Genomic DNA, 22,036 nt, shown 5'->3' with positions numbered 1-22,036 from the left:
TTATCTTTTTAAACTGAAATGCGATTTAAATTCTTTCTTTTGATTGTTTTCTACATATTCTACTTTAAACCAATAGTCAGTAGAAGGTAATAGATTTCCATTATATGTCCCATCCCAGCCTTCTCCATATGGACTAATTTGTTTCAATAACTTACCGTATCTATCGTAGATGTAAATAACTCCTTCATATGAAACAGGCAAATAAATGTTCCAAGTGTCGTTATAACCATCTTGGTTTGGTGTAAAATAGTTATTATAGGTAATGGTCTGAATTATTTGAGTTTGTAATAACCCGCATCCTTGTATGTCTCTAACATAAATTGAATAATTACCGTTAGGTAAATCTGTAAAAGTTGGACTGGATTGCCAATCAATACCATCTAAACTATATTCGTAAATTCCATAACCACCAACTGCAGTTACTTCAATAGTTGATAATCCAATCGAAAAAGCAGGAGTTATTAGTGTGGCAAAAACCGATTCTGGCTCAGACGAAAATGTAGCAGTAATACTATCGGTTTCCGTGCAACCTGTAACAGTATTTGTTACAATCACAGAATAAGTTCCTCCGGCAGTAATATCATATAAAGGAGAGTTTCCATTAGGATTCGCTGGAGTCCATGCATAAGAATAATTGCCTGACACAGTTGGAGTAGCGTCTACAATTTGCGAACCAAGACCTGTTCTTGGATCTAAACATAATGTAAAATCAATCCCTAAATTTATTATAGGAAGTGGATTCACAATTAATTCTAAATAAGGACCAAGTCCAACACAGGCATTGTTTAAATTACTGTCAATTCTTACCCAAATAATTTGGCTGTTTGGCGTTGTATTTCTGTAATTCGTAACATCAGTGATGGCATTTATTTCTTGTAGCGCATCATTTTGATTTTCATAATAGGTTACGGTATACGACTGCCCTGCAGGAAAAGGTTGAGTTATAAGATTGTCAATTGAGCTTAAATTAAAATAATCTATTCCATCACCATTTGGATCCGTTGCATCAATATAATCATCACATTCATAAAGTCTGTAAGGATTAGTTAAATTAATTACAGTTGTAGAAACTATTAAATTTACTTCTGCAGTTCTAAAGCAACCATTCTCATTCACAATTCTCGCCCATACTCTTCCGTTATTACCAGAAATATATTGCATAGGATTAGTAATAGGGCTATTGCCGCTTAGTGCATTTGCTGCGCTAGTATAATAAGTAAAAACTAAATTAGGTTGAGTTGATATTATAGTGTTAGCTTCTGTTAAATTAAAAGAAGTAATGGCATCGGTATCAATATCACATTGTTTTAAGGTAATAGGTGAAGCAATAATTGGTAAAGGATTTACAACTAAGTTAAATGATGTTACATTGTAACAATTCGTTGTTGTATTCGTTAATCTTACATAAATAATTCTATTTCCAGAATAAATAGAAGTAATTGAATTTGTTCCTGCAATTGCTTCACTTTGTAAATTGTGATATGTAACAACCACTCCTGATTGACCATTTAAAATTTCAGTTGTTTTAGATGTAAGGTTAAAGGTAACCATGCCATTTATGTCATTTCCATCAGCATTATTGTCACAAAGCGAATAGTTTGTGATTGGGCTTAGTGAAGGAATTAAATTATTTGTAACATTTACGCTTGCAGATATACCTGAACATGCTCCAGTTGTAGGAATTGTATAAGTATATACACCGCTAACATCTACAGCTGGATTAAAAATACTTGTACCTGAAGCTAATGCTGGTGACCAAGTCCCTCCTAAAGTTACTCCTGTACCAAGTAATGTAAATAAATCAAAAGTTGCAGCATCAGAGCAAATGGTTATAGCAGTATTTGTTCCCGCATAATTAGCTTGCTGAATGGTAACAGTAATATCTACGTCTACTATTTCACAATCACCATTATAAACGTAATTGTAAATTCCAGGAGGGTCTACATTTGGATTAAAAATATTTGTTCCGCTAGACAAAACAGGAGTCCAAGTTCCTCCAGGCTCAGGGTTCCCATCTATTAAATCGAGTAAGTCAACTGGTCCGCTTGAACACACAACAGCTTGTGTGTCACGGGGTTTGCTTCCAAATCCTGAATAATAACCACCATATCCAGCATTACCGCTATATCCAAAAACACCAACAGCTAATGGACCTGTTGATTGAATCACAGCATCACCTGTTATTCCTGCAATGGTATAAGTTACCCATTGAGTATTACCTATAACTGGTTCAAATGATTGGGTAACTGGATTTCCATTAACTGTTAATGTAGCTGATGCATATGTAAGAGCAATAATTTCTCCAAAATATTCTGTATTTCCAATAAGATTTATAGATGGAATTAAATCAACACTTTTTTGAAAAAAACAACTTAGAGGAGGAATAAAGTTCAATCCTGAAGTTGCGTCACTAATATCTCCAGCCAAAATTTGATACAAGTAAATAGGCTTGTTACTAGTAATATACATATTTTGGTTGTTAATTCCTTGATAATTTGAAGTAGGAATTAAAAAATAATCACCTGCATTTAAGGTGGTAATTGGAGTAGGACTTCCATTGACAAATACTTGTGTGTTGTTTTGAGTTGCTATTACTAATGGTTTTTCAGTTAAATCACTTCCATTTCCTTTTACAACTATATATTCACTTCCTACTTGGTCAATTGGAACAATTTGATCAAAATTAAAATCTTGTCCTTGTGTTTGATCACCCATACCTGCAAGGGCATTACCTGTATTTACTGCAATAGGTTTGTCGGAATTAATCAAAGCCCCAACAAAACCTGTTAAATTTGCTGTAACATCAGTGTAACCAGATAAAACAACTGATTCTCCTGCGTTTAAATTGTAGGTTAAAGAATTGTCAGTAATATTTCCAGATCCCGAGGCGAAAACTACATCATTGTCATAATCTGAAATTGTGACAGTTGTATTGTCCTCTGTTGCCATAAAACTGCTCACAAAGTTTCTTGTACTTCCATCATATTCTTGTGGTAAACTTCCTACTCTGAAACTTGTTCCAATACCTGCTCTTCCTTTTGATACCAAAGTTTCTGCATGATTTTGAGATCTCACTCTAAAACTAACATAAAAATCCCTTGGTCCTTCTAGGATTAATCCTTTTCTACTTCTAACATTTCCCACATCAGATAAATTGGAAAACATATTGGATCCCTGACTATTGCCAATTGTTATACGTATAGGATTTCCTTTTGATATAGTAAACGGAGATCCAATAAGAGGTGTGCCTTCTCCATTAGTAACTGTAACTTGAAAAGGAATTGGTTCTGGTGTTGATAAATAAACATAATGATCATTTACAACTCCAGCGTCTCGAGCATGCAAAGGCGGTAACCAATGCTTGTTACTCAATTGAGAAAATCCAATTGAGCTTACTAATAAAATTACAGGTATAAATAGTTTTTTAAACATAATAGATTATTGGGTAATAATAAGTTTGTAAAATTAATCAGAAATTTAGAACTTATCTAAATATTAACTAAAAAAACGCACGTAATTGAATATTTCCTGTATGAATTGTTTTGCTACTTTCACTATCTCTTCCTTGATAATTGATGTTAACATCTAAATATTGCGTAAGATTTTTTTGTAAAAGCAATCGCCAAGTTTGATTTTTTCCCGGCTGTAAACCTTCAAGCATCTGAAACGCAACCGGCGCTAAATTATTGCCTTGAAATGAGTTTTTATAGTAAGAAAACTCTCCGTTTATACTAAATCCTTTTGTGCCATTTAGTGTAAAAGACGTTCCAAAGCGATTTTGAACTAACATTTCTAACGCTCCAATTTGATTTTCTTTGTTTTGAAATTCATAAAATACATCCCAACTCGCATTTTTAGAAAACAAGTAACCAATTTTTGGCACTATTTGATAACTTTTAATTTCATAATTCCGACTTTCATAATTTTCAAATCTTGAGTTGGTTCTAGTTGTGTTTCCAGACAGATTAATGAGCCAACTTTTGCGAATTAAATGTTGATATTGAAATTGATGTGATTGATTAAAAGCCGAGATACTTCCAACTGAAAGTAAATTTTGATTTTCGTTCAATAAAAACGAATAAGTTGTGGAATGATGTTGCTTCCCTCGATTAAAAAACAAACTGTTTCTAAAATTGGTGTTCAAGCCAAACAAATTTTCTTCTTTTTGTGAAAACGGATTCAAATCAAAATTATAACCATCTCGCTTTATTTTACGCTCCATTAAAAATGAGGTTTGATTATAAAAATGAGAAATTATTTTTTTAATTCCGATGGCGTTTTGCCATTCAGAAAAATTAAGATTTAAGGTTTGAGAAAATTTATTTTGATGGGTTCTAATAAAAATTTGATTGGGTAAATATACTCTAACATATCTGGCTAAGTCAGGAAAGGGTGCCATTTCAAATTCTTGTAATTCCTGAATTCCATTACTGTTATAATCATTCCACATATAAATTCCAAAACCAGGTTCTACTTGTAAATAAGTAAACTCTTGTTGAGCAATTGTTCCCGAACTAGTCTCATATGCAGTTGTAGTTTGAATTATTTGTCCAAAATATCGATCTGAATACAAAATTCTTGAATTCAATGAAGGTTCGTCATTTTTGTTTGAATCTTCATATTTCAAGGTGCGATAATTCAAAAATACATTCAAATTATTTTTTTCGGTTTTAATCAATTGCGATTTTAAATAATACGAATTTGAATGATTTACACGTTCAATTCGGTTGTTTTGCAAACTATCATTTTGACGTTGTAAAAAACCTAATTCCACAAAAACCTTTGTCGAATCGCCTCTTCCTATAAACGAGCCATATTCTAAAAAGCGTTGACTCAAGGTCGAAAAGGAGTTGGTCGCTTTTAACTTTTCGGAATTATCTTCTAAATTCACCGTTGAACCCACCCAATTTTTGCCTAATTTATAAGAAGTTCGATTTTGACTACGAGAAAAAGAAGAAGTAGAAACTTCAGAATCACTTTTCATAATACTGGAATGGCTCCAAATCATCCAATTTTTGTTTGCATATCTTCCGGAAATTGTGTGTTTATTTCCTGAAAATAAATTACCAAATAACAAATTTTCAAACTGATAAATCGCTTTTCCTTTATTGTCGAAATTAAAATCCAATCCTGAAGTCAAAAAACTTTGATTGCCAATTAAAGGTGAGGTAATATTCCAATCACGATTAAATTCGATATTAAATAAACGCTCAATCGGTTTGAAATTTTCTTGAGTTAATTGATAATTCGCAAAGGCATCAATTTTAGTTTTTTTATCAAAAATACGTTGTTTGCCATTAAATTTTCCAGCAAAACCTTTATTGTTATTGTCGTCTAAATTCGAATATAAATTTTGGTCACTGTTGCTCAAGGCTACTTCAAAGTCTAAAAGTGTTTTCTCACTCGGATTGTATTTTCCTAAAACCGTTGCCATTTGAATTTTTGTAGGTGCAATTAAACGAACAATAGGTTCGTAATTACCTTGTGGAATTCCTCCAATGGGTGCTACATATTCATAAATTTTTCCAACAGCTTGATTACTGGCTAAAATGTAATTTCCTTGGTTGTTTCCTACTAATGAAAAACGAACATTATATAATTCGTCATCAGGATTGTTTGAATATTCAAAAACTTCTGTTCCGCCAACAGTTACTTTTTTGTACAGAATTTTATTTTCGGAATAGGTGTCTAAATACGCTGAAGGACCATTCATTAAAGAAATATTATCGCCAGCATTTTGTAAAATAGCCACTTGTTCTTGAGATAGATTTTGTTGTAAAGGTTGATTTTTTACATCACTTTCTGAATACACATAACCTCCAATTTGCCAATTTTCTCGCTCGTGCGAAATACCGCCATATGTAATAAATCGGGTGAAATTTCTATCGGTATATTGATATTCTACATTGATTCGCATTTCAGAAGTAATCGGAAATAACGAAGTAAAAATGATTTCTCCGGCATTGTAATCAATGATATAATCATTGTTTTCGCCACGAGTTTTCAAAATTCCGTTCACATAAACGCGTTCAGAACCTGAAATTACTAAAACATACAATTCGTTATTATTACCACGTAATTTATACGGCCCTTGGTTGCCTTCTTGTCCTGTAAAAGTACTTCGAGCATATTGTCCACGAACCAATGCTCCTGAAGCAATAACTTCGGTTTTTTTATCAGGAGTTCCAAAGGTAAAACGCGTAGCTAAACCTTGTACTTTTTTGTTGAAATTTAGGAAAGTAGATTTTCGATTTTCCAGAAATAAATCGCCAGCACGAATGTTCCAATTATCAGAGAATAATTCGATGAAGATTTGGTCAAACTCATCTAATTTTTGTGAGTAACCGCCTTCTTGCAAAGGAATATTACTGTCTTGAATTGAAGCACGCAAACTTACTTTGTCCGAAATTTTTCCTGTGATTTGCAAATCTAAATTTGAATTTACTACCGTGTTTTGATTGTTTCCAATGGTAACGCCACGTGTAATACTTCCAGAAGTATTTAATCCGTCGAAAGGTTTGAATTTGGTGTTTTTGTCTTTTTTGAAAACAACTAATCTTCCTGCTTCGTTTGAAACTACTCTGTCATCATCATAAATGGAATACGTTTTGGTTAAAAAGTCTGGAAATTTAGTATATCGTACGATTAACGAATCAGAAGTATTGATTTCTTTGATGAAAACTACCGTTCCTTTTTGGAAATTTACCTTGTAAAAACTTGTATCAATCACTTTTCCATTTTTGTCTTTGATTTCAAAAAAGGAATTGTTTAAACTAAATTTTTCAATCGAAATCGTGTCTTTTGAAAACGCAATTTTTTTAGTAGGATACGATTGCAACGTTTCCTGAGCAAAACCGCCCAAAAAACATAATAGTAATACCACTAAAAAAACAATTTTTTGCATAAATACTATAACTCCGAATCTTCAAAAGTAGTATTTATTGTTGGAAAAAAGGAAGTATTTTATTTGAACCGCAGATTCGCAGATTTTTTTAAATAATTATCTGCGAATCTGCGGTGATTTATTTTAAAACTACTCCTTGGTGATCACCTGCATCGTTTCTCTCGAAATCTGACGCAACAATATCGTTTTATTCGTTTCTACTACTTTTGCAGCGTTTTCGTCAAAATGTCTGATAGTATAAAGTGATACATTTTCGTTGTAGGAAACTTTGAATTTCTTAGCCAACACTTTTCTTAACTCTTCAAAAGTATTGTATTTGTCTTCAATACAAACGGAGAAACTAATTGCGGTATTTTGAATTAAATTCACTTTAATCTTGTATTTTGAGAACAAGCCAAAAATCTCACTAATGTGATTTTCCATGATAAAATCGAAATCAATAGACGATAACGATAATAACAATTGGTTTTTCTTTACGATAAAACAAGATGTTTTTGGTTCTAAATCAGCACCTTTTGAAACACTGGTTCCGGGTAAGGTTGGGTTAACAAACGATTTTACATACAACGGAATTTCCTTTTTCTGTAAAGGTTGTAACGTTTTTGGATGAATAACCGAAGCTCCGTAAAAAGCTAACTCAATTGCTTCTCTGTAGGATATTTGGTTCAACAAAATCGCATTTTCAAAATATCTTGGATCGGCATTTAAAACTCCGGGAACGTCTTTCCAAATGGTAACGCTTTCAGCACCTAAACAATACGCAAAAATCGCTGCGGTATAATCCGAACCTTCACGCCCTAAAGTAGTCGTAAAATTATTCTCGTCCGAACCTAAAAATCCTTGTGTAATGTTTAAAACTTTCTTTTTTACCCCTTTTGAAATCAATTTTTGAGTAGTTTCCCAATCTACTTGTCCGTCACGGTAATTGTTGTCAGTTTTAATCAATGGGCGAACGTCAATCCAGTGGTTTAACATGCCTTGCGAATTGAAATAATGACTTACAATTGTAGTAGAAACCAATTCTCCAATGCTTACCACTTGGTCATACACAAAGTTGTAATTTGGAGATTTATTACTGCGAATGAAATATTCTAAATCATCAAAATGAGCATTAACATCATAAAACACATCGTGATCTTCGTCTTCAAATAAGTCTAATAAAATTTGGTTGTGATACTTTCGAACTTCCTGAAGCGAAGCATTCAACTCTTTCGATTTTTCAAAATAGTTTTTGATTACGACTTCTAATGCATTCGTGGTTTTTCCCATTGCGGAAATAACCAACAAAACATCATTGTGTCCAACAGTGTTTAAAACATGTAATACGTTTTTTACGCCTTCGGCATCTTTAACCGATGCACCTCCAAATTTGAATATTTTCATCTTAAAAATGAGTTGTGTTTGTATTAGGAACACAGATTATAGAAATTCTAAAATTTTTAAAATCGGTGTTCCAAAAATGATTTATTCGTTTAAAAAATTAGTAATTCCTGTTTCATCCATATGCACCACACGCCAATCGCCTAAAACTTTGGCACCCGATTTTTCATAGAAATCGATCGCTGGTGTGTTCCAATCTAAAACGTTCCATTCGATTCTGCGGACATTTTCGGCTTTTCCTTGTTTGATAATTTCTTTGTAAAGGGCAAATCCAGCACCTGTTCCGCGTTTGCTTTCTTTTACAATTAAATCTTCTAAATGAATGGTTTTTCCTTTCCAAGTTGAATAACGATAATAGTACAAAGCCATTCCGATAATCTCATTATTAACTTCGGCAACAAAACACTGAAAAAGCGGATTTTCCGAAAAACCATCGCGAACCAAATCTTCAACTGTAACTACAACAGCATCAGGTTCTTTTTCAAAAGTGGCTAATTCCTGAATCAATTCTAAAACCGAAGGCATATCGTTTTTAGTGGCTTTTCTGATAATCATTTTTTCAAATTTTTTACAAAAATAAAATTAAGTTAAACATCTTTTCAAATTAATTCTCTGATTTCACAAATTTACCGATATTTGTGCCTTAAACACAACTACATCGTTTTCGAAATGGAAGAAAGAAATAGAACCTTAGGCGAATTTATCATTGAACACCAAAATTCGTTTCAATATTCAACAGGAGAATTATCTCGAATCATCAACTCTATCCGATTGGCCGCAAAAGTGGTAAATTATAAAGTAAACAAAGCTGGATTAGTAGATATCGTAGGTGCAGCTGGAGAACAAAATATACAAGGAGAAGACCAACAAAAATTAGACGTTTACGCTAATGAAGTTTTCATTCAAACCTTAATCAATCGTGAAATTGTATGCGGAATTGCCTCGGAAGAAAACGATGATTTTATTACCGTTGCAGGTTCAGATAACTCACACAACAATAAATATGTGGTTTTGATGGATCCTTTGGATGGTTCTTCAAATATTGATGTGAACGTTTCTGTGGGAACGATTTTCTCTGTTTTCAGAAGAATTACTCCGGTTGGAACTCCGGTAACTATTGAGGATTTTTTACAACCAGGTGTGAATCAAGTGGCGGCAGGTTATGTGATTTATGGAACTTCAACGATGTTGGTTTATACAACAGGTGATGGCGTAAACGGATTTACATTAAACCCAGCAATCGGAACGTTTTATTTGTCACACCCAAACATGAAATATTCTGAAGACGGAAAAATTTACTCAATTAACGAAGGAAATTATGTTCATTTTCCACAAGGTGTGAAAGATTACATTAAATATTGCCAGTTAGAGGAAGGAGACAGACCTTATACTTCTCGTTACATCGGAAGTTTGGTTTCTGATTTTCATAGAAATATGATTAAAGGCGGAATTTATTTATATCCAACCAGTTCAAAAGCACCAAATGGAAAATTACGTTTGTTATACGAATGCAATCCAATGGCATTCATAGCCGAACAAGCAGGCGGAAAAGCTTCAGACGGTTTCAACAGAATTATGGAAATTCAACCCACAGAATTACACCAACGCGTTCCATTCTTCTGCGGAAGCAAAAACATGGTAGAAAAAGCGGAAGAATTTATGGCGAAAGCGAAGTAAATTTCTGAAATAGATAAAATACAAAAAGCACAAACTCGTTAGAATTTGTGCTTTTGTATTTTAAAACAGGTTAATTATCTGTTCATGTGTTGCATTTCGTAAGTGAAAGTGTCTAAATCCACATTCATGTCTACTAACTTTAATGCTTTATCTACAATATAACTTACGTTTCCTGCTGTAAAACCTAAGGCTAAAGCAAAACGAGTTAATAAGTCTTGTTGTTTTTCTCCTAAAACATCATCTGCATATACCATTCGAGCTAAATCATATAAACGCTCTAAACGATGCGAATGCATTAACGGCGGATTAACAGGATATTTTAATGGATTTTCTAAAATTTCTTCATATTCTGCTTGAGAAATTTCTAATTTGATAGCTAATTTGTCTAAGAATTTTTTTTCTTCTGGAGTAATTGTTCCGTCAGACAAAGCCACTCTTACTATGGCTGAAAAATGACCTTTGTTTCTGTTTCTAAAACCGCTATCGAATAAATCTGAAATTGACATGTTGTTTATTTTTAATTCTTGCAAAATTACATAAAAAAACTATTTTTTTGAAACAATTTTATTTGCTTTTGTGATACAGAATTTGGTATCATATAAAAATAAATCGTAAGTTTGAATTTCCCCTATAAAACTTAATTGTCATGTCAGAATTTTGGATGTATTTTAATATTGGTCTTAAACATGTGTTAGATATTAACGCTTATGACCATGTGTTGTTTTTAATTGCATTAATGGTGCCTTATGCCTTTAAAGATTGGAAAAATGTTTTTGTTTTAGTCTCGCTTTTTACCATTGGTCACACCTTAGCTTTGCTGTTATCGGTTTATGGAATTGTCCAAATTCAAGCCAGTTTGGTCGAGTTTTTAATTCCTATAACTATCTTAATAACCGCTATTTTTCATCTTTTTACTGCTGGAAAGTCATCTAAAAACGAAAGTATCACTTTTGTTGCCATCGTAACGTTATTCTTTGGAATCATTCATGGACTTGGATTTTCTAATTACTTTAAAACCATTTTACCAGGAAATGCTTCTGATAAATTATTACCGTTGTTGGAATTTGCTCTAGGTATCGAAACCGCTCAAATAATTGTAGTGTTGGTAGTTTTAATTATTTCGTATATCGTGCAAACTTTTTTCCGTTTTTCAAAAAGAGATTGGGCTTTAGTTATGTCAGCATTTATAATTGGTGTAGTTTTGCCAATGATTATTCAAAGTGAAATTTGGAACCGATAATGAAGAAAGAAAAAAGAGAAAAATACGACAAAGCCTATTTGCGAATTGCTAAAGAATGGGGTAATCTGTCCTATTGCCAAAGAAAAAAAGTAGGCGCAATTATAGTAAAAGAGAAAATGATTATTTCCGATGGTTACAACGGAACGCCTTCGGGTTTTGAAAATTGTTGTGAAGATGAAAATAATGTAACCAAGTGGTACGTGCTTCACGCCGAAGCGAATGCTATTTTAAAAGTCGCTCGTTCTACACAATCGTGCGAAGATGCTACCTTGTACATAACACTTTCACCTTGTAAAGATTGTAGTAAATTAATTCATCAATCGGGTATTAAAAGGGTGGTGTATCATCAAGAATATAAAGATACTTCAGGTGTTGATTTTTTAAGAAAAGCAGGTGTTGAGGTTGAATTAATTGAAGATTTGAGCTAAAATGAGAATTAATAAAGTATATTTTCCAATAGTAATCGCAGTAGCTGTTGCGGTGGGTTTGTTATTGGGAAGTAGACTAAACTCTTCTACAGAAAATTCCTTTTTGAGTCGCAACGCTAATAAAAATAAGCTCAATAAACTCATCGATTTCATCGAAAAAGAATATGTTGATAGTTTAAATACCGATTCTATTGTCGAGTTAACGGTTAATGGAATTCTCGAAAAATTAGATCCTCATTCTGTTTATATTCCAAAAAACCAATTAGAAGCAGTTGAACAAGAAATGCGAGGGGATTTTGTAGGAATTGGAATTAATTTTTACATGTATAATGATTCGTTAGCGGTTATAAAACCTATTCCAAACGGACCTTCTGAGAAAGCGGGGTTAAAATCGGGAGACCGTATTCTTTTCGCAGATAAATTACAATTGTACAATAAAAAATTAGAAACCGATACGCTCTTTTCAATATTAAAAGGTGAACAAGGTTCTAATGTAAAATTGACGGTTTATAGAAAGTCCGAAAACAAGAAATTCGCCGTAAACGTAACCCGAGATGTTATTCCCATTAAAAGTGTTGATGCAGTACAAATGGTGGATAAAACTACGGGTTACATCAAAATCAATCGCTTTGCAGAAAAAACCTATGACGAATTTTTATCGGGTTTAACCCAATTGAAAAGTGAAGGAGCCAATCATATTATTATTGATTTACGAGATAACGGTGGTGGCTACTTAGATTCAGCAGTAAAAATTGCGGATGAATTCTTGAAAAACAAAGAATTAATCGTTAAAACCAAAAACAAAAAAGACAAAATAGAAACCACCTTAGCTACTGAAATAGGTATTTTTGAAACTGGAAAAGTCAGTATTTTAATCAACGAAAACAGTGCTTCGGCTAGTGAAATTTTAGCAGGAGCCATTCAAGATAACGACAGAGGTTTGGTTTACGGAAGGCGTTCTTTTGGAAAAGGATTAGTACAACGCGAAATGCCATTAGGAGACGGTTCGGCAGTACGATTAACGATTGCTAGATATTACACACCTTCAGGACGTTCAATTCAAAAGCCCTATGAAGACAAAGGTGAGAACTACTTTAATGAATTCGACAAACGTTTTCAAAGTGGCGAATTGTATGAAAAAGACAAAGTCAAAATTGCCGATAGTTTAAAATTCAAAACTAAAAAAGGACGCATTGTGTATGGCGGAGGTGGTATTATGCCCGATATTTTTGTGCCGTTAGAAGATTCTCACGGTTCAGAAGGTTTAACCATGTTGATGCAATCGGGATTAGTAAATTATTTTGTATTTGAACAATTAGATCAAAACCGCAAAAAGTTTGAAAAAATCTCAATGGAAGCCTTGGAAAAAGAAATTCGTGCCGGAAATTATTTCAATAACTTCAAAGTTTACATGGCAAAAGGTGGTCTGCTTTTTAATTTAGATAGCCAGAAAGAGAAAGTGTTGTTCTATCTTCAAGCTGAATTTGTACGCCAACTTTTTAATGAAAACGCCTATTACCAATTGATTTTAAAGAAAGACAACATGGTAAATAAGGTGTTGAGTAAGTAAAATGTATTTAAAATGAGTAGAAGGGATAAATTATTCGATTTGCCAATTTATAAAAAAGCCGAATTAATTTTAGATTTGGTAAACAGTCTTTTAAATACCATTAGTGAAGAAGATGAGTATTTGAATGCCACAAAATATATGATGCGAGATGATGCTGCGATAATTTGTGCTAAAATTGCGGGTGCTGAAGGCGGAGATATGTACAGCATCCGAATGCAAAATGCAGCTATCATTAGAGATCATGCGATGCATTTATATGTTCAAGTAGGAAGTTTACGATTTCACGATTCTTTTAAAGATACCGATTATGTTACGTTGATTAGAAAAGAAATCGACGAATTCAGAGAATTATTTATTAATTGGGTAGCTAGTTTTGACAAGAGTAATTATTATTGGGACGAATGGGAATTGTTTAATCCACCAGGAGCTATTCCGCCAGATCCTAATGAATATCAAGATCCAATCAATTGGGATGATTTTTTAGAAGGAATGAATTTCGATGATGAAGAAGATGATTCAGAAGAATAAAAGCTATTTTCCCAAAGCATCATGCACCTGTACAGGATTTCCGTTATTCCACAACGTTAAAATATCCGTTGCAACCGAAGCACCACTTCCAGCGGCGATACTTAATTGACTTCTATGTCCGGCTAAAACTCCAGCTACGTAAATACCTTCGGTAACTAAATGATCGGTGTTTTTTAATTGGATTCTGTTTTTCTCGGGAGCTGCCTTTTGATGTGGCATTACAAACGATTCCAAACCTTCAATGGTAAAAGGATTTCCAGCACCAATAGCAATTACAACAATTTTAGCTTGAAGCGAAGATTTGTTGGTGGTAATTGTAAAATTTCCAGCTTTTCCTGAAATGGAAATCACTTTTTCACCATGAATTTGTTGTACGTGCGGATACAAGTTGGTCAAATGTTCCAAACTTTCATCTAATAATTCACTGCCTAATTTCCCTGCAGGAATTCCGTAAGCGTTATTAAAAATGGCATTTTGTAGTGAAGACGCTTTTTGGTGCGCAACAATTGCAATTTTTTTATCCATTGCAAAGGGTTTGTTTTGGGCAGAACCCAAAATCAATGCACACGAAACGCCAGAAACTCCAGCGCCAATTATTAAAACGTCTAGCATTTATTGTTTGGTTTTTTCTTCAATCATTTTTGAAAAACGCAACAATACTAATAATAGAATCGCGCAAATACCAGCTACAACACCAATAATGGCAATTGTGCTATTTCCTTCAAACGGATTACTGTAATCAATTTGAAAAAGATTAAAAACAATTAAAACCAAAGCTATGGCAACTGCCACATAAGTGAAAATTTTCATTTTGTATATTCTCTAAATAAATAATCCTTTAACATTCGCAGCGAATAATTTTACAGCAATCGCCAATAAAACTACGCCAAATATCTTACGAATCACACCTAAACCATTGTTTCCTAAAAGGCGTTCAATTTTCCCAGACGATTTCAATACGCCATACACTACAATTACATTAATCAAAATAGCAATAATAATGTTGATTTTATCATAAGCAGCACGAAGCGACAAAATAGTTGTCATTGTTCCAGCACCCGCGATCAATGGAAACGCAATAGGAACAATAGAAGCCGTACTCGGATTGTCTTCTTTATATAATCGAATGCCTAAAATCATCTCTAAGGCAAGGAAAAACAAGACAAATGAACCAGCAACTGCAAATGAATTCGCATCAATACCAATCAATTTCAGAATTTCTTCACCTACAAATAAAAAGGCAATCATAATCACCGCTGCAACAATAGTCGCTTTTTCCGATTGAATATGACCCATTTTACTGCGTAAGTCCACAATAATTGGAATACTTCCCACAATATCAATCACAGCAAATAAAATCATGCTGATCGTAAAAATGTCTTTCCAATTGATTCCGAATTCCATAAAACGCTGAATATTTGTGCAAATATAAGGATATTGAATCAAGAACGTTTCTAATTTAACGATACATTATCATATCAAGTTCAATATCAAGTTCAAATTCAAAGCAATGTGAAGATTCAAACGCAAATCCCGAAGCTTCGGGAGCAAAGTTTTTTCGCAATCCCGAAACTTCGAGACGCCAAGAAAAAAGTAAAACGTCTCGGTGTACCTCTTTTCAACCCAATCAAAATCAAAAGAACTAGGTGTAACTCTGTGCAAAGAATTTCAGCAATTTCAGCAATTTCTCAAATCTGTGTTCCAAAACTTCTAAATGCTAACTTCTGAATTCTGATTTCAAAATCGTATCTTTGCACTTTAAAACAAACCCAATATGTTTCAGTTGAATAAAACCATCGTTTCAGAAGAAATCTTAGAAAAAGAATTCGTTTGCAATTTGTCAGCTTGTCAAGGCGCTTGTTGTGTGGATGGCGATGCGGGTGCTCCTTTAGATGAGGAAGAAACCCGAATTTTAGCTGAAATTTTTCCAAAAGTGAAACCCTTTCTTCGTCCAGAAGGAATTAAAGCCATTGAAGAACAAGGAACACACGTAGTTTCTGATTTTGGTGAATTAGAAACACCGCTTATTGATGGAAAAGACTGCGCCTACGTAATTTTTGACGGTAAAACAGCACTTTGTGGAATTGAACAAGCCTACAATCAAGGAATTGTGGATTGGAAAAAACCGGTTTCTTGTCATTTGTATCCTATCAGAATCAAAGAATATTCGGACTTTGCGGCGGTTAATTACCACAAATGGCATATTTGCGATGACGCGTGTTCGTTAGGACAAGAATTAGGAGTTCCGGTGTACCAATTTGTGAAAGAAGCACTAGTTAGAAAATTCGGACAACAATGGTTTGACGAATTAGACAAAGTGGCAAAAGAGTTGAAAAAATAGTCTCATTTTTATTGATTAAAAACACTTGTGAGTCGCTTATTTTTCAGTTGCTTACAAGGTTTTAACAGTTGTTTTATCGGTTTTTAACTTGTTGATTTTCAATATTTTAAAAACCTATATTAATTTACTGACAATTATCAGCTTTGTTAAAAACTTGGTCCAATTGTGAATAAGTTTGACTTTCATTTCTCGTTTCAAATGACAAACTTTGTAATCCCCAAATAAGTCAATTTAACCAATCATTAACATTTTTAAAATCAAATAGCTATGTCTATAGTGGAACCTATTTTGCAAGAAAACAAAGATCGATTTGTAATTTTTCCTATCAAACACCAAGATATTTGGGAATGGTACAAAAAACAAGAAGCGTGTATTTGGACAGCAGAAGAAATTGATTTGCATCAAGATTTAAACGATTGGAACAATAAATTAAACGATGACGAAAAATATTTCATCAAACATATTTTAGCATTCTTCGCGGCTTCTGACGGAATTGTAAACGAAAACTTAGCTGAAAATTTCGTTAACGAAGTGCAATATCCAGAAGCTAAATTCTTCTATGGTTTCCAAATTATGATGGAAAACATTCATAGTGAAACGTATTCATTATTAATTGATACGTATGTGAAAGATGAAGCAGAGAAAAATCAATTATTTCATGCAATTGAAGTGTTTCCAGCAATTAAAGAGAAAGCAGAATGGGCATTGCGTTGGATTCAATCGGATTCATTTGCAGAAAGATTAATTGCTTTCGCAGCAGTGGAAGGAATTTTCTTTTCGGGTTCGTTCTGTTCGATTTACTGGTTGAAAAAACGTGGATTAATGCCAGGATTAACCTTCTCAAACGAATTAATTTCTCGTGATGAAGGAATGCATTGTGATTTTGCGGTTCACTTACACACACATCATGTAGTAAATAAAGTGCCAAAAGCAAGAATCACAGAAATTATCGTAGATGCTTTAAACATCGAAAGAAAATTCATTACAGAATCATTACCAGTAAGTTTAATTGGTATGAACGCCACATTGATGACACAATATTTAGAATTTGTTACGGATAGATTATTAGTAGAATTAGGGTGTGAGAGAGTCTATAACGCATCAAATCCATTCGATTTTATGGATATGATTTCGTTACAAGGAAAAACGAATTTCTTTGAAAAACGCGTTGCTGAATATCAAAAAGCAGGCGTAATGAATTCGGATGCTGAATCAAGCAAAATTAGCTTCGACGCTGATTTCTAAAAATAAAAATATAGAGCGCTATAAAATGTCGGGAGACTTGCGCTTTAGTTCATTAATATTAACCGAAAGCAGGGAAGGGATTGTCTGTTTTCAAAAACTAAAAAGCTTATGTATGTAGTAAAAAGAGATGGCCATAAGGAGCCAGTAATGTTTGACAAAATCACGGACAGAATTAAAAAACTTTGTTATGGATTAAATGACATGGTAGACGCTGTAAAAGTGGCAATGCGTGTAATTGAAGGATTATACGATGGAGTTACCACTTCTGAATTAGATAATTTAGCAGCTGAAACCGCAGCTTCCATGACCGTAACGCACCCAGATTATGCTCAATTAGCGGCTCGTATTGCAATTTCTAACTTACACAAAAATACCAACAAATCATTCTCGGAAACGATGAGTGAAATGTATCACTATGTAAACCCAAGAACCAATCAAAAAGCACCCTTGATTTCGGATGAGGTTTATGAAGTTATTCAAGCTAATGCAGAATTTTTAAATTCTCACATTATATACAACCGTGATTTTAACTACGATTACTTTGGTTTCAAAACCTTAGAGCGTTCGTATTTATTAAGAATCAACGGAAAAATCGTAGAGCGTCCACAACACATGTTAATGCGTGTTTCTGTTGGAATTCACTTAAACGACTTAGAAGCGGTAATTGAAACTTACGAATTAATGTCGAAAAAGTTCTTTACACACGCTACACCAACATTATTCAACGCTGGAACGCCAAAACCTCAAATGTCCTCTTGTTTCTTATTAACGATGCAAGATGATAGTATTGACGGAATTTATGATACCTTAAAACAAACGGCTAAAATTTCGCAATCAGCGGGAGGAATCGGTTTAGCTATTCACAACGTTAGAGCAACAGGTTCATACATTCGTGGAACAAATGGAACTTCAAACGGAATTGTTCCAATGTTACGTGTTTTTAATGATACCGCTCGTTACGTAGATCAAGGTGGTGGAAAACGTAAAGGAAGTTTCGCTATTTATTTAGAAACTTGGCATGCTGATATTTTCGAATTCCTAGATTTGAAAAAGAATACTGGAAAAGAAGAAATGCGTGCAAGAGACTTGTTCTTCGCCATGTGGACTTCTGACTTATTCATGAAACGAGTAGAAGAAGATTCAACTTGGACGTTAATGTGTCCAAATGAATGTCCAGGTTTAGATAACGTTTATGGAGATGAATTTGAAGCACTTTATACTTCATACGAAGCACAAGGAAAAGGTAGAAAAACTATTCGAGCAAGAGAACTTTGGGAAAAAATCTTAGAATCTCAAATCGAAACGGGAACACCTTATATGTTGTACAAAGATGCAGCAAACAGAAAATCGAATCAAAAGAATTTAGGAACCATTCGTTCATCTAATTTATGTACGGAGATTTTAGAATATACTTCTCCAGATGAAATCGCGGTTTGTAACTTAGCATCGATTTCATTACCAATGTTTGTGGAAAATGGAGCGTTTAATCACGAATTACTATACAACGTAACAAAACGAGTAACTCGCAACTTAAACAGAGTAATTGATAGAAATTACTATCCAGTAAAAGAAGCAGAAAATTCAAACATGCGTCACCGTCCAGTTGGATTAGGAGTGCAAGGTTTGGCTGATGCTTTCATAATGTTGAGAATGCCTTTCACGAGTGATGAAGCTAAAAAATTAAATCAAGAAATTTTCGAAACTTTATATTTTGCTGCCGTAACCGCTTCTATGGAAATGGCTAAAGAAGAAGGACCATATTCTTCTTACGAAGGTTCGCCAATTTCTAAAGGAGAATTCCAACACAACCTTTGGGGCTTAAAAGATGAAGAACTTTCAGGTCGTTGGGATTGGGCAAGTTTAAGAAAAGAAGTAATGGCAAATGGAGTAAGAAACTCATTGTTAGTAGCGCCAATGCCAACGGCTTCAACGTCTCAAATTTTAGGAAATAACGAAGCTTTTGAACCTTACACTTCAAATATTTATACAAGAAGAGTGCTTTCTGGAGAGTTCATCGTGGTAAATAAACACTTATTGAACGATTTAGTAGAAAGAGGTTTGTGGAACGAAACATTGAAGCAAGAAATCATGCGTCACAATGGTTCGGTGCAACATATTGATAGAATTCCAGCGGATTTAAAAGAATTGTACAAAACCGTTTGGGAAATGTCAATGAAAGATATTATTGATATGAGTCGTCAAAGAGGTTATTTCATTGATCAATCGCAATCGTTGAACTTGTTTATGCAAGATGCGAATTATGCGAAATTGACTTCGATGCACTTCTACGCTTGGAAATCAGGTTTAAAAACAGGAATGTACTATTTAAGAACAAAAGCAGCAGTTGATGCGATTAAGTTTACTTTAAATAACGATAAAAAAGAAGCGCCAATTGAAGTGAAAGAACAGCAAGTTGAAGTTAAAAAAGTAGAAGCTATTGCTGTTTTAGAAGAGCCAGCAGAAATGTCAGCAGAAGAATACAGAGCCATGATTGAAAGAGCTAGAAATTCTGGCCCAGAAGAATGTGAAATGTGTGGTTCATAGTTTTTGTTGATAACTTAAATTTTTAAAATAAATTTTATCTATTATATTTGTTTTTTGAATTTTAATAATAGATGAAAATGAATGGAATACAAACACTTTTTGCATTGTCATATTTAAATGGTAAAAGAATAGCAAATTATGACAATAAAAATGACTTAATTAATGATTGTGAAGGTGTAAAAAATTTTGAGTTTAGTTCAGAAGTTTTTGAAGCTGGAAAAATTATTAATTGGAAAGGTAGTGAATTGAAAATAGATTCGATTGAAGTGGAATTTCAGTCTATATTAATTGATGAAATTAGAATTTCTGATAATTCAGAAAAAATTTCAAAAACATCTATTTTAGTAATAATTTATATTGAAGATTAATTTTTTGAAAGAATGTTTCATGTTAAACCGAAACAAAACAGTCATCATTATGATGGCTGTTTTTGTTTTAAATAATTACAAACCAATTCGTACATTTGAAAAAATTAGAATTATGTCAAAAGATAAAAAAGGAATTTACACTGGAATTATAGAAAAAGATGCAGATGGGAATTATTTCTGTGGCGAATATTTATTGGATTACCAATACACCGAGAAAAACTTCAAAGTAGGAGACGAAATCAATATCAAATCGGTAATAGTAAATCCGAGTGATAAAAGTTACAATCAATATCCAAAAAAATCGAGAAATTTCTTTTTGGCTAATGAAAAAGAATAGCTCTACAATCATAATCTATAATTATCAATCTGAAATCATATGATGCAGTGGGAACAATTATTGTCCTTAAAAAGACAAGGCGACACCAGTAAACGTTTACGAAAAGAGCAAGACGACACCCGTTTAGGCTTTGAAGTTGATTATGACCGAATTATTTTTTCTGCAGCTTTTAGAAGTCTGCAAGATAAAACGCAAGTCATTCCACTTTCTAAAACCGATTTCGTGCACAACCGATTAACACATAGTTTAGAGGTTTCGGTTGTAGGGCGTTCTCTTGGTCGTTTGGTTGGTAAGCAAATCATTGCAAAATATCCGTATTTACAAGAAGTTCACGGTTATCAAGCGAATGATTTTGGTGCGATTGTGGCTGCGGCTGCGTTATCTCATGATATCGGAAATCCTCCTTTTGGACATTCCGGAGAAAAAGCCATTGGAGAATATTTTAAAACTGGGAACGGATTACAATACAAAGACCAATTAACCGAAAAACAGTGGCAGGATTTAATTGATTTTGAAGGAAATGCTAACGGATTTTCAGTTTTGGCATCTTCTCGTGAAGGAATTGAAGGTGGTTTACGTATTTCGTATGCTACTTTGGGAGCTTTTATGAAATACCCGAAAGAAAGTTTGCCTAAAAAACCAACACAAAAAATTTGCGATAAAAAATATGGCTTCTTTCAGCAAGATAAAGAATTCTTTGCTGAGGTTGCGAAGGAATTGGGTTTGATTTCGAATAAATCTGGAAATGATATTGGTTTTGAACGTCATCCATTAGCGTATTTAGTAGAAGCGGCTGATGATATTTGTTATACCATCATCGATTTTGAAGACGGAATTAATTTAGGTTGGATTCCAGAAGAATATGCATTAGAATATCTAATCAAACTTGTCAAAAACGGAATTGATACCAAAAAATACAACGAACTCATTACTAAAGAAGATCGAATCAGCTATTTGCGCGCCCTAGCAATTGGAAGTTTAATTAATGATGCTGTATCTATTTTTATGGAAAATGAAAAAGCTATTTTGGCAGGAGAATTTCCTTTCTCTTTGATGGATAAAAGTCAGTATAAAGCGCAAATGAATGACATTATCCAAATCAGTGTTAAAAACGTATATCAAAGTAGGGAAGTCATTCAGAAAGAAGTAATGGGATACAAAATCCTCAACAGTTTGTTGGATGACTTTTGTACCGCTTACAATAAAAAAGTAAACGGAACAGCATCAAATTATGATGAATTACTATTAAAATTATTACCTGAACGTTTTCAATTCCAAAAAGAGAATCTATACGACAGATTGTTACATATTTGTCACTTTGTATCATTGTTGACGGATGGTAAAGCTTTAGAATTATATAATACAATTCAGGCAAAAAAATGAATTTAGAAAAATAAAAGGTAAAAAAATTTGAAATTATCTGTAAATTATTAATTTTGTTTAAATTATAATAATATTAACCTCACATTTAACC

19 protein-coding genes are annotated in these 22,036 nt (G+C 33.4%); 11 read left to right on the top strand and 8 right to left on the bottom strand.

What is annotated here, in order from left to right:
* The 4 genes from V7P59_RS04565 to V7P59_RS04550 all read right to left on the bottom strand — a co-directional run bounded on the left by V7P59_RS04565 (window position 1) and on the right by V7P59_RS04550 (window position 8,839).
* The gene (locus tag V7P59_RS04565; RefSeq protein ID WP_333808976.1) at window positions 1-3,432 is read right to left on the bottom strand and encodes a T9SS type B sorting domain-containing protein; all 3,432 of its coding nucleotides are present in this window, start codon (window positions 3,430-3,432) and stop codon (window positions 1-3) included.
* A gap of 67 nt (window positions 3,433-3,499) precedes the next feature.
* A complete protein-coding gene (locus tag V7P59_RS04560; RefSeq protein WP_333808975.1) occupies window positions 3,500-6,904 on the bottom strand; it encodes a hypothetical protein in 3,405 nt (1,134 codons plus the stop codon).
* A gap of 129 nt (window positions 6,905-7,033) precedes the next feature.
* On the bottom strand, window positions 7,034-8,287 hold the full coding sequence (locus tag V7P59_RS04555) for an aspartate kinase (RefSeq protein WP_333808974.1): 1,254 nt from the start codon (window positions 8,285-8,287) through the stop codon (window positions 7,034-7,036).
* Between the two features lie 81 nt (window positions 8,288-8,368).
* Window positions 8,369-8,839 (bottom strand): GNAT family N-acetyltransferase, encoded by a 471-nt coding sequence (locus V7P59_RS04550; RefSeq protein ID WP_333808973.1) that lies wholly within the window; start codon window positions 8,837-8,839, stop codon window positions 8,369-8,371.
* A gap of 114 nt (window positions 8,840-8,953) precedes the next feature.
* Here V7P59_RS04550 and fbp point away from each other — a divergent pair, with 114 nt between their 5' ends.
* Window positions 8,954-9,961, top strand: a complete 1,008-nt coding sequence (gene fbp, locus V7P59_RS04545; protein WP_333808972.1) for a class 1 fructose-bisphosphatase — start codon at window positions 8,954-8,956, stop codon at window positions 9,959-9,961.
* Between the two features lie 74 nt (window positions 9,962-10,035).
* Here fbp and V7P59_RS04540 read toward each other — a convergent pair whose 3' ends face one another.
* On the bottom strand, window positions 10,036-10,467 hold the full coding sequence (locus V7P59_RS04540) for a tellurite resistance TerB family protein (RefSeq protein WP_333808971.1): 432 nt from the start codon (window positions 10,465-10,467) through the stop codon (window positions 10,036-10,038).
* A gap of 140 nt (window positions 10,468-10,607) precedes the next feature.
* On the opposite strand from V7P59_RS04540, the gene V7P59_RS04535 reads away from it, so the two are divergent.
* The 4 genes from V7P59_RS04535 to V7P59_RS04520 are packed head-to-tail and all read left to right on the top strand — an operon-like array spanning window position 10,608 to window position 13,727.
* Window positions 10,608-11,201 (top strand): HupE/UreJ family protein, encoded by a 594-nt coding sequence (locus V7P59_RS04535; protein WP_333808970.1) that lies wholly within the window; start codon window positions 10,608-10,610, stop codon window positions 11,199-11,201.
* Window positions 11,201-11,629 (top strand): deoxycytidylate deaminase, encoded by a 429-nt coding sequence (locus V7P59_RS04530; RefSeq protein WP_333808969.1) that lies wholly within the window; start codon window positions 11,201-11,203, stop codon window positions 11,627-11,629. Before V7P59_RS04535 ends, V7P59_RS04530 begins: the two co-directional genes overlap by 1 nt.
* 1 nt (window position 11,630) lies before the next feature.
* Window positions 11,631-13,199 (top strand): S41 family peptidase, encoded by a 1,569-nt coding sequence (locus tag V7P59_RS04525; RefSeq protein WP_333808968.1) that lies wholly within the window; start codon window positions 11,631-11,633, stop codon window positions 13,197-13,199.
* A gap of 12 nt (window positions 13,200-13,211) precedes the next feature.
* On the top strand, window positions 13,212-13,727 hold the full coding sequence (locus tag V7P59_RS04520) for a hypothetical protein (protein ID WP_297869211.1): 516 nt from the start codon (window positions 13,212-13,214) through the stop codon (window positions 13,725-13,727).
* A gap of 3 nt (window positions 13,728-13,730) precedes the next feature.
* Here V7P59_RS04520 and V7P59_RS04515 read toward each other — a convergent pair whose 3' ends face one another.
* The 3 genes from V7P59_RS04515 to V7P59_RS04505 are packed head-to-tail and all read right to left on the bottom strand — an operon-like array spanning window position 13,731 to window position 15,131.
* Window positions 13,731-14,339 carry an FAD-dependent oxidoreductase gene (locus tag V7P59_RS04515; RefSeq protein ID WP_333808967.1) on the bottom strand — a complete coding sequence of 203 codons (609 nt, stop codon included), beginning with the start codon at window positions 14,337-14,339 and terminating at the stop codon, window positions 13,731-13,733.
* On the bottom strand, window positions 14,340-14,537 hold the full coding sequence (locus V7P59_RS04510) for a hypothetical protein (protein ID WP_231842459.1): 198 nt from the start codon (window positions 14,535-14,537) through the stop codon (window positions 14,340-14,342).
* 12 nt (window positions 14,538-14,549) lie between these two features.
* Window positions 14,550-15,131 carry a MarC family protein gene (locus V7P59_RS04505; RefSeq protein WP_297869209.1) on the bottom strand — a complete coding sequence of 194 codons (582 nt, stop codon included), beginning with the start codon at window positions 15,129-15,131 and terminating at the stop codon, window positions 14,550-14,552.
* Between the two features lie 370 nt (window positions 15,132-15,501).
* On the opposite strand from V7P59_RS04505, the gene V7P59_RS04500 reads away from it, so the two are divergent.
* From V7P59_RS04500 to dgt, 6 genes are all read left to right on the top strand, one after another.
* Window positions 15,502-16,068 (top strand): DUF3109 family protein, encoded by a 567-nt coding sequence (locus V7P59_RS04500; RefSeq protein WP_300095948.1) that lies wholly within the window; start codon window positions 15,502-15,504, stop codon window positions 16,066-16,068.
* A 267-nt stretch (window positions 16,069-16,335) separates the two neighbouring features.
* Entirely contained in the window at window positions 16,336-17,313 is a 978-nt protein-coding gene (locus tag V7P59_RS04495) for a ribonucleotide-diphosphate reductase subunit beta (protein WP_333808966.1), read from the top strand.
* Window positions 17,314-17,421: 108 nt separating this feature from the next.
* Entirely contained in the window at window positions 17,422-19,857 is a 2,436-nt protein-coding gene (locus tag V7P59_RS04490) for a ribonucleoside-diphosphate reductase subunit alpha (protein WP_333808965.1), read from the top strand.
* A gap of 77 nt (window positions 19,858-19,934) precedes the next feature.
* On the top strand, window positions 19,935-20,225 hold the full coding sequence (locus tag V7P59_RS04485; protein ID WP_333808964.1) for a hypothetical protein: 291 nt from the start codon (window positions 19,935-19,937) through the stop codon (window positions 20,223-20,225).
* Window positions 20,226-20,337: 112 nt separating this feature from the next.
* Window positions 20,338-20,562 carry a hypothetical protein gene (locus V7P59_RS04480; RefSeq protein WP_250582198.1) on the top strand — a complete coding sequence of 75 codons (225 nt, stop codon included), beginning with the start codon at window positions 20,338-20,340 and terminating at the stop codon, window positions 20,560-20,562.
* A gap of 42 nt (window positions 20,563-20,604) precedes the next feature.
* A complete protein-coding gene (dgt, locus tag V7P59_RS04475; protein ID WP_333808998.1) occupies window positions 20,605-21,945 on the top strand; it encodes a dGTP triphosphohydrolase in 1,341 nt (446 codons plus the stop codon).
* The last annotated feature ends 91 nt before the right edge of the window (window positions 21,946-22,036 follow it).

This window comes from Flavobacterium sp. (assembly GCF_036782315.1).
GTDB lineage: Bacteria > Bacteroidota > Bacteroidia > Flavobacteriales > Flavobacteriaceae > Flavobacterium.
This window is presented reverse-complemented; position numbering and strand designations above follow the sequence as displayed.

Coding starts and splice junctions, on each gene's coding strand:
- V7P59_RS04565 (WP_333808976.1), bottom strand. CDS start 3,432: ATGTTTAAAAAACTATTTATACCTGTAATTTTATTAGTAAGCTCAATT.
- V7P59_RS04560 (WP_333808975.1), bottom strand. CDS start 6,904: ATGCAAAAAATTGTTTTTTTAGTGGTATTACTATTATGTTTTTTGGGC.
- V7P59_RS04555 (WP_333808974.1), bottom strand. CDS start 8,287: ATGAAAATATTCAAATTTGGAGGTGCATCGGTTAAAGATGCCGAAGGC.
- V7P59_RS04550 (WP_333808973.1), bottom strand. CDS start 8,839: ATGATTATCAGAAAAGCCACTAAAAACGATATGCCTTCGGTTTTAGAA.
- fbp (WP_333808972.1), top strand. CDS start 8,954: ATGGAAGAAAGAAATAGAACCTTAGGCGAATTTATCATTGAACACCAA.
- V7P59_RS04540 (WP_333808971.1), bottom strand. CDS start 10,467: ATGTCAATTTCAGATTTATTCGATAGCGGTTTTAGAAACAGAAACAAA.
- V7P59_RS04535 (WP_333808970.1), top strand. CDS start 10,608: ATGTCAGAATTTTGGATGTATTTTAATATTGGTCTTAAACATGTGTTA.
- V7P59_RS04530 (WP_333808969.1), top strand. CDS start 11,201: ATGAAGAAAGAAAAAAGAGAAAAATACGACAAAGCCTATTTGCGAATT.
- V7P59_RS04525 (WP_333808968.1), top strand. CDS start 11,631: ATGAGAATTAATAAAGTATATTTTCCAATAGTAATCGCAGTAGCTGTT.
- V7P59_RS04520 (WP_297869211.1), top strand. CDS start 13,212: ATGAGTAGAAGGGATAAATTATTCGATTTGCCAATTTATAAAAAAGCC.
- V7P59_RS04515 (WP_333808967.1), bottom strand. CDS start 14,339: ATGCTAGACGTTTTAATAATTGGCGCTGGAGTTTCTGGCGTTTCGTGT.
- V7P59_RS04510 (WP_231842459.1), bottom strand. CDS start 14,537: ATGAAAATTTTCACTTATGTGGCAGTTGCCATAGCTTTGGTTTTAATT.
- V7P59_RS04505 (WP_297869209.1), bottom strand. CDS start 15,131: ATGGAATTCGGAATCAATTGGAAAGACATTTTTACGATCAGCATGATT.
- V7P59_RS04500 (WP_300095948.1), top strand. CDS start 15,502: ATGTTTCAGTTGAATAAAACCATCGTTTCAGAAGAAATCTTAGAAAAA.
- V7P59_RS04495 (WP_333808966.1), top strand. CDS start 16,336: ATGTCTATAGTGGAACCTATTTTGCAAGAAAACAAAGATCGATTTGTA.
- V7P59_RS04490 (WP_333808965.1), top strand. CDS start 17,422: ATGTATGTAGTAAAAAGAGATGGCCATAAGGAGCCAGTAATGTTTGAC.
- V7P59_RS04485 (WP_333808964.1), top strand. CDS start 19,935: ATGAATGGAATACAAACACTTTTTGCATTGTCATATTTAAATGGTAAA.
- V7P59_RS04480 (WP_250582198.1), top strand. CDS start 20,338: ATGTCAAAAGATAAAAAAGGAATTTACACTGGAATTATAGAAAAAGAT.
- dgt (WP_333808998.1), top strand. CDS start 20,605: ATGCAGTGGGAACAATTATTGTCCTTAAAAAGACAAGGCGACACCAGT.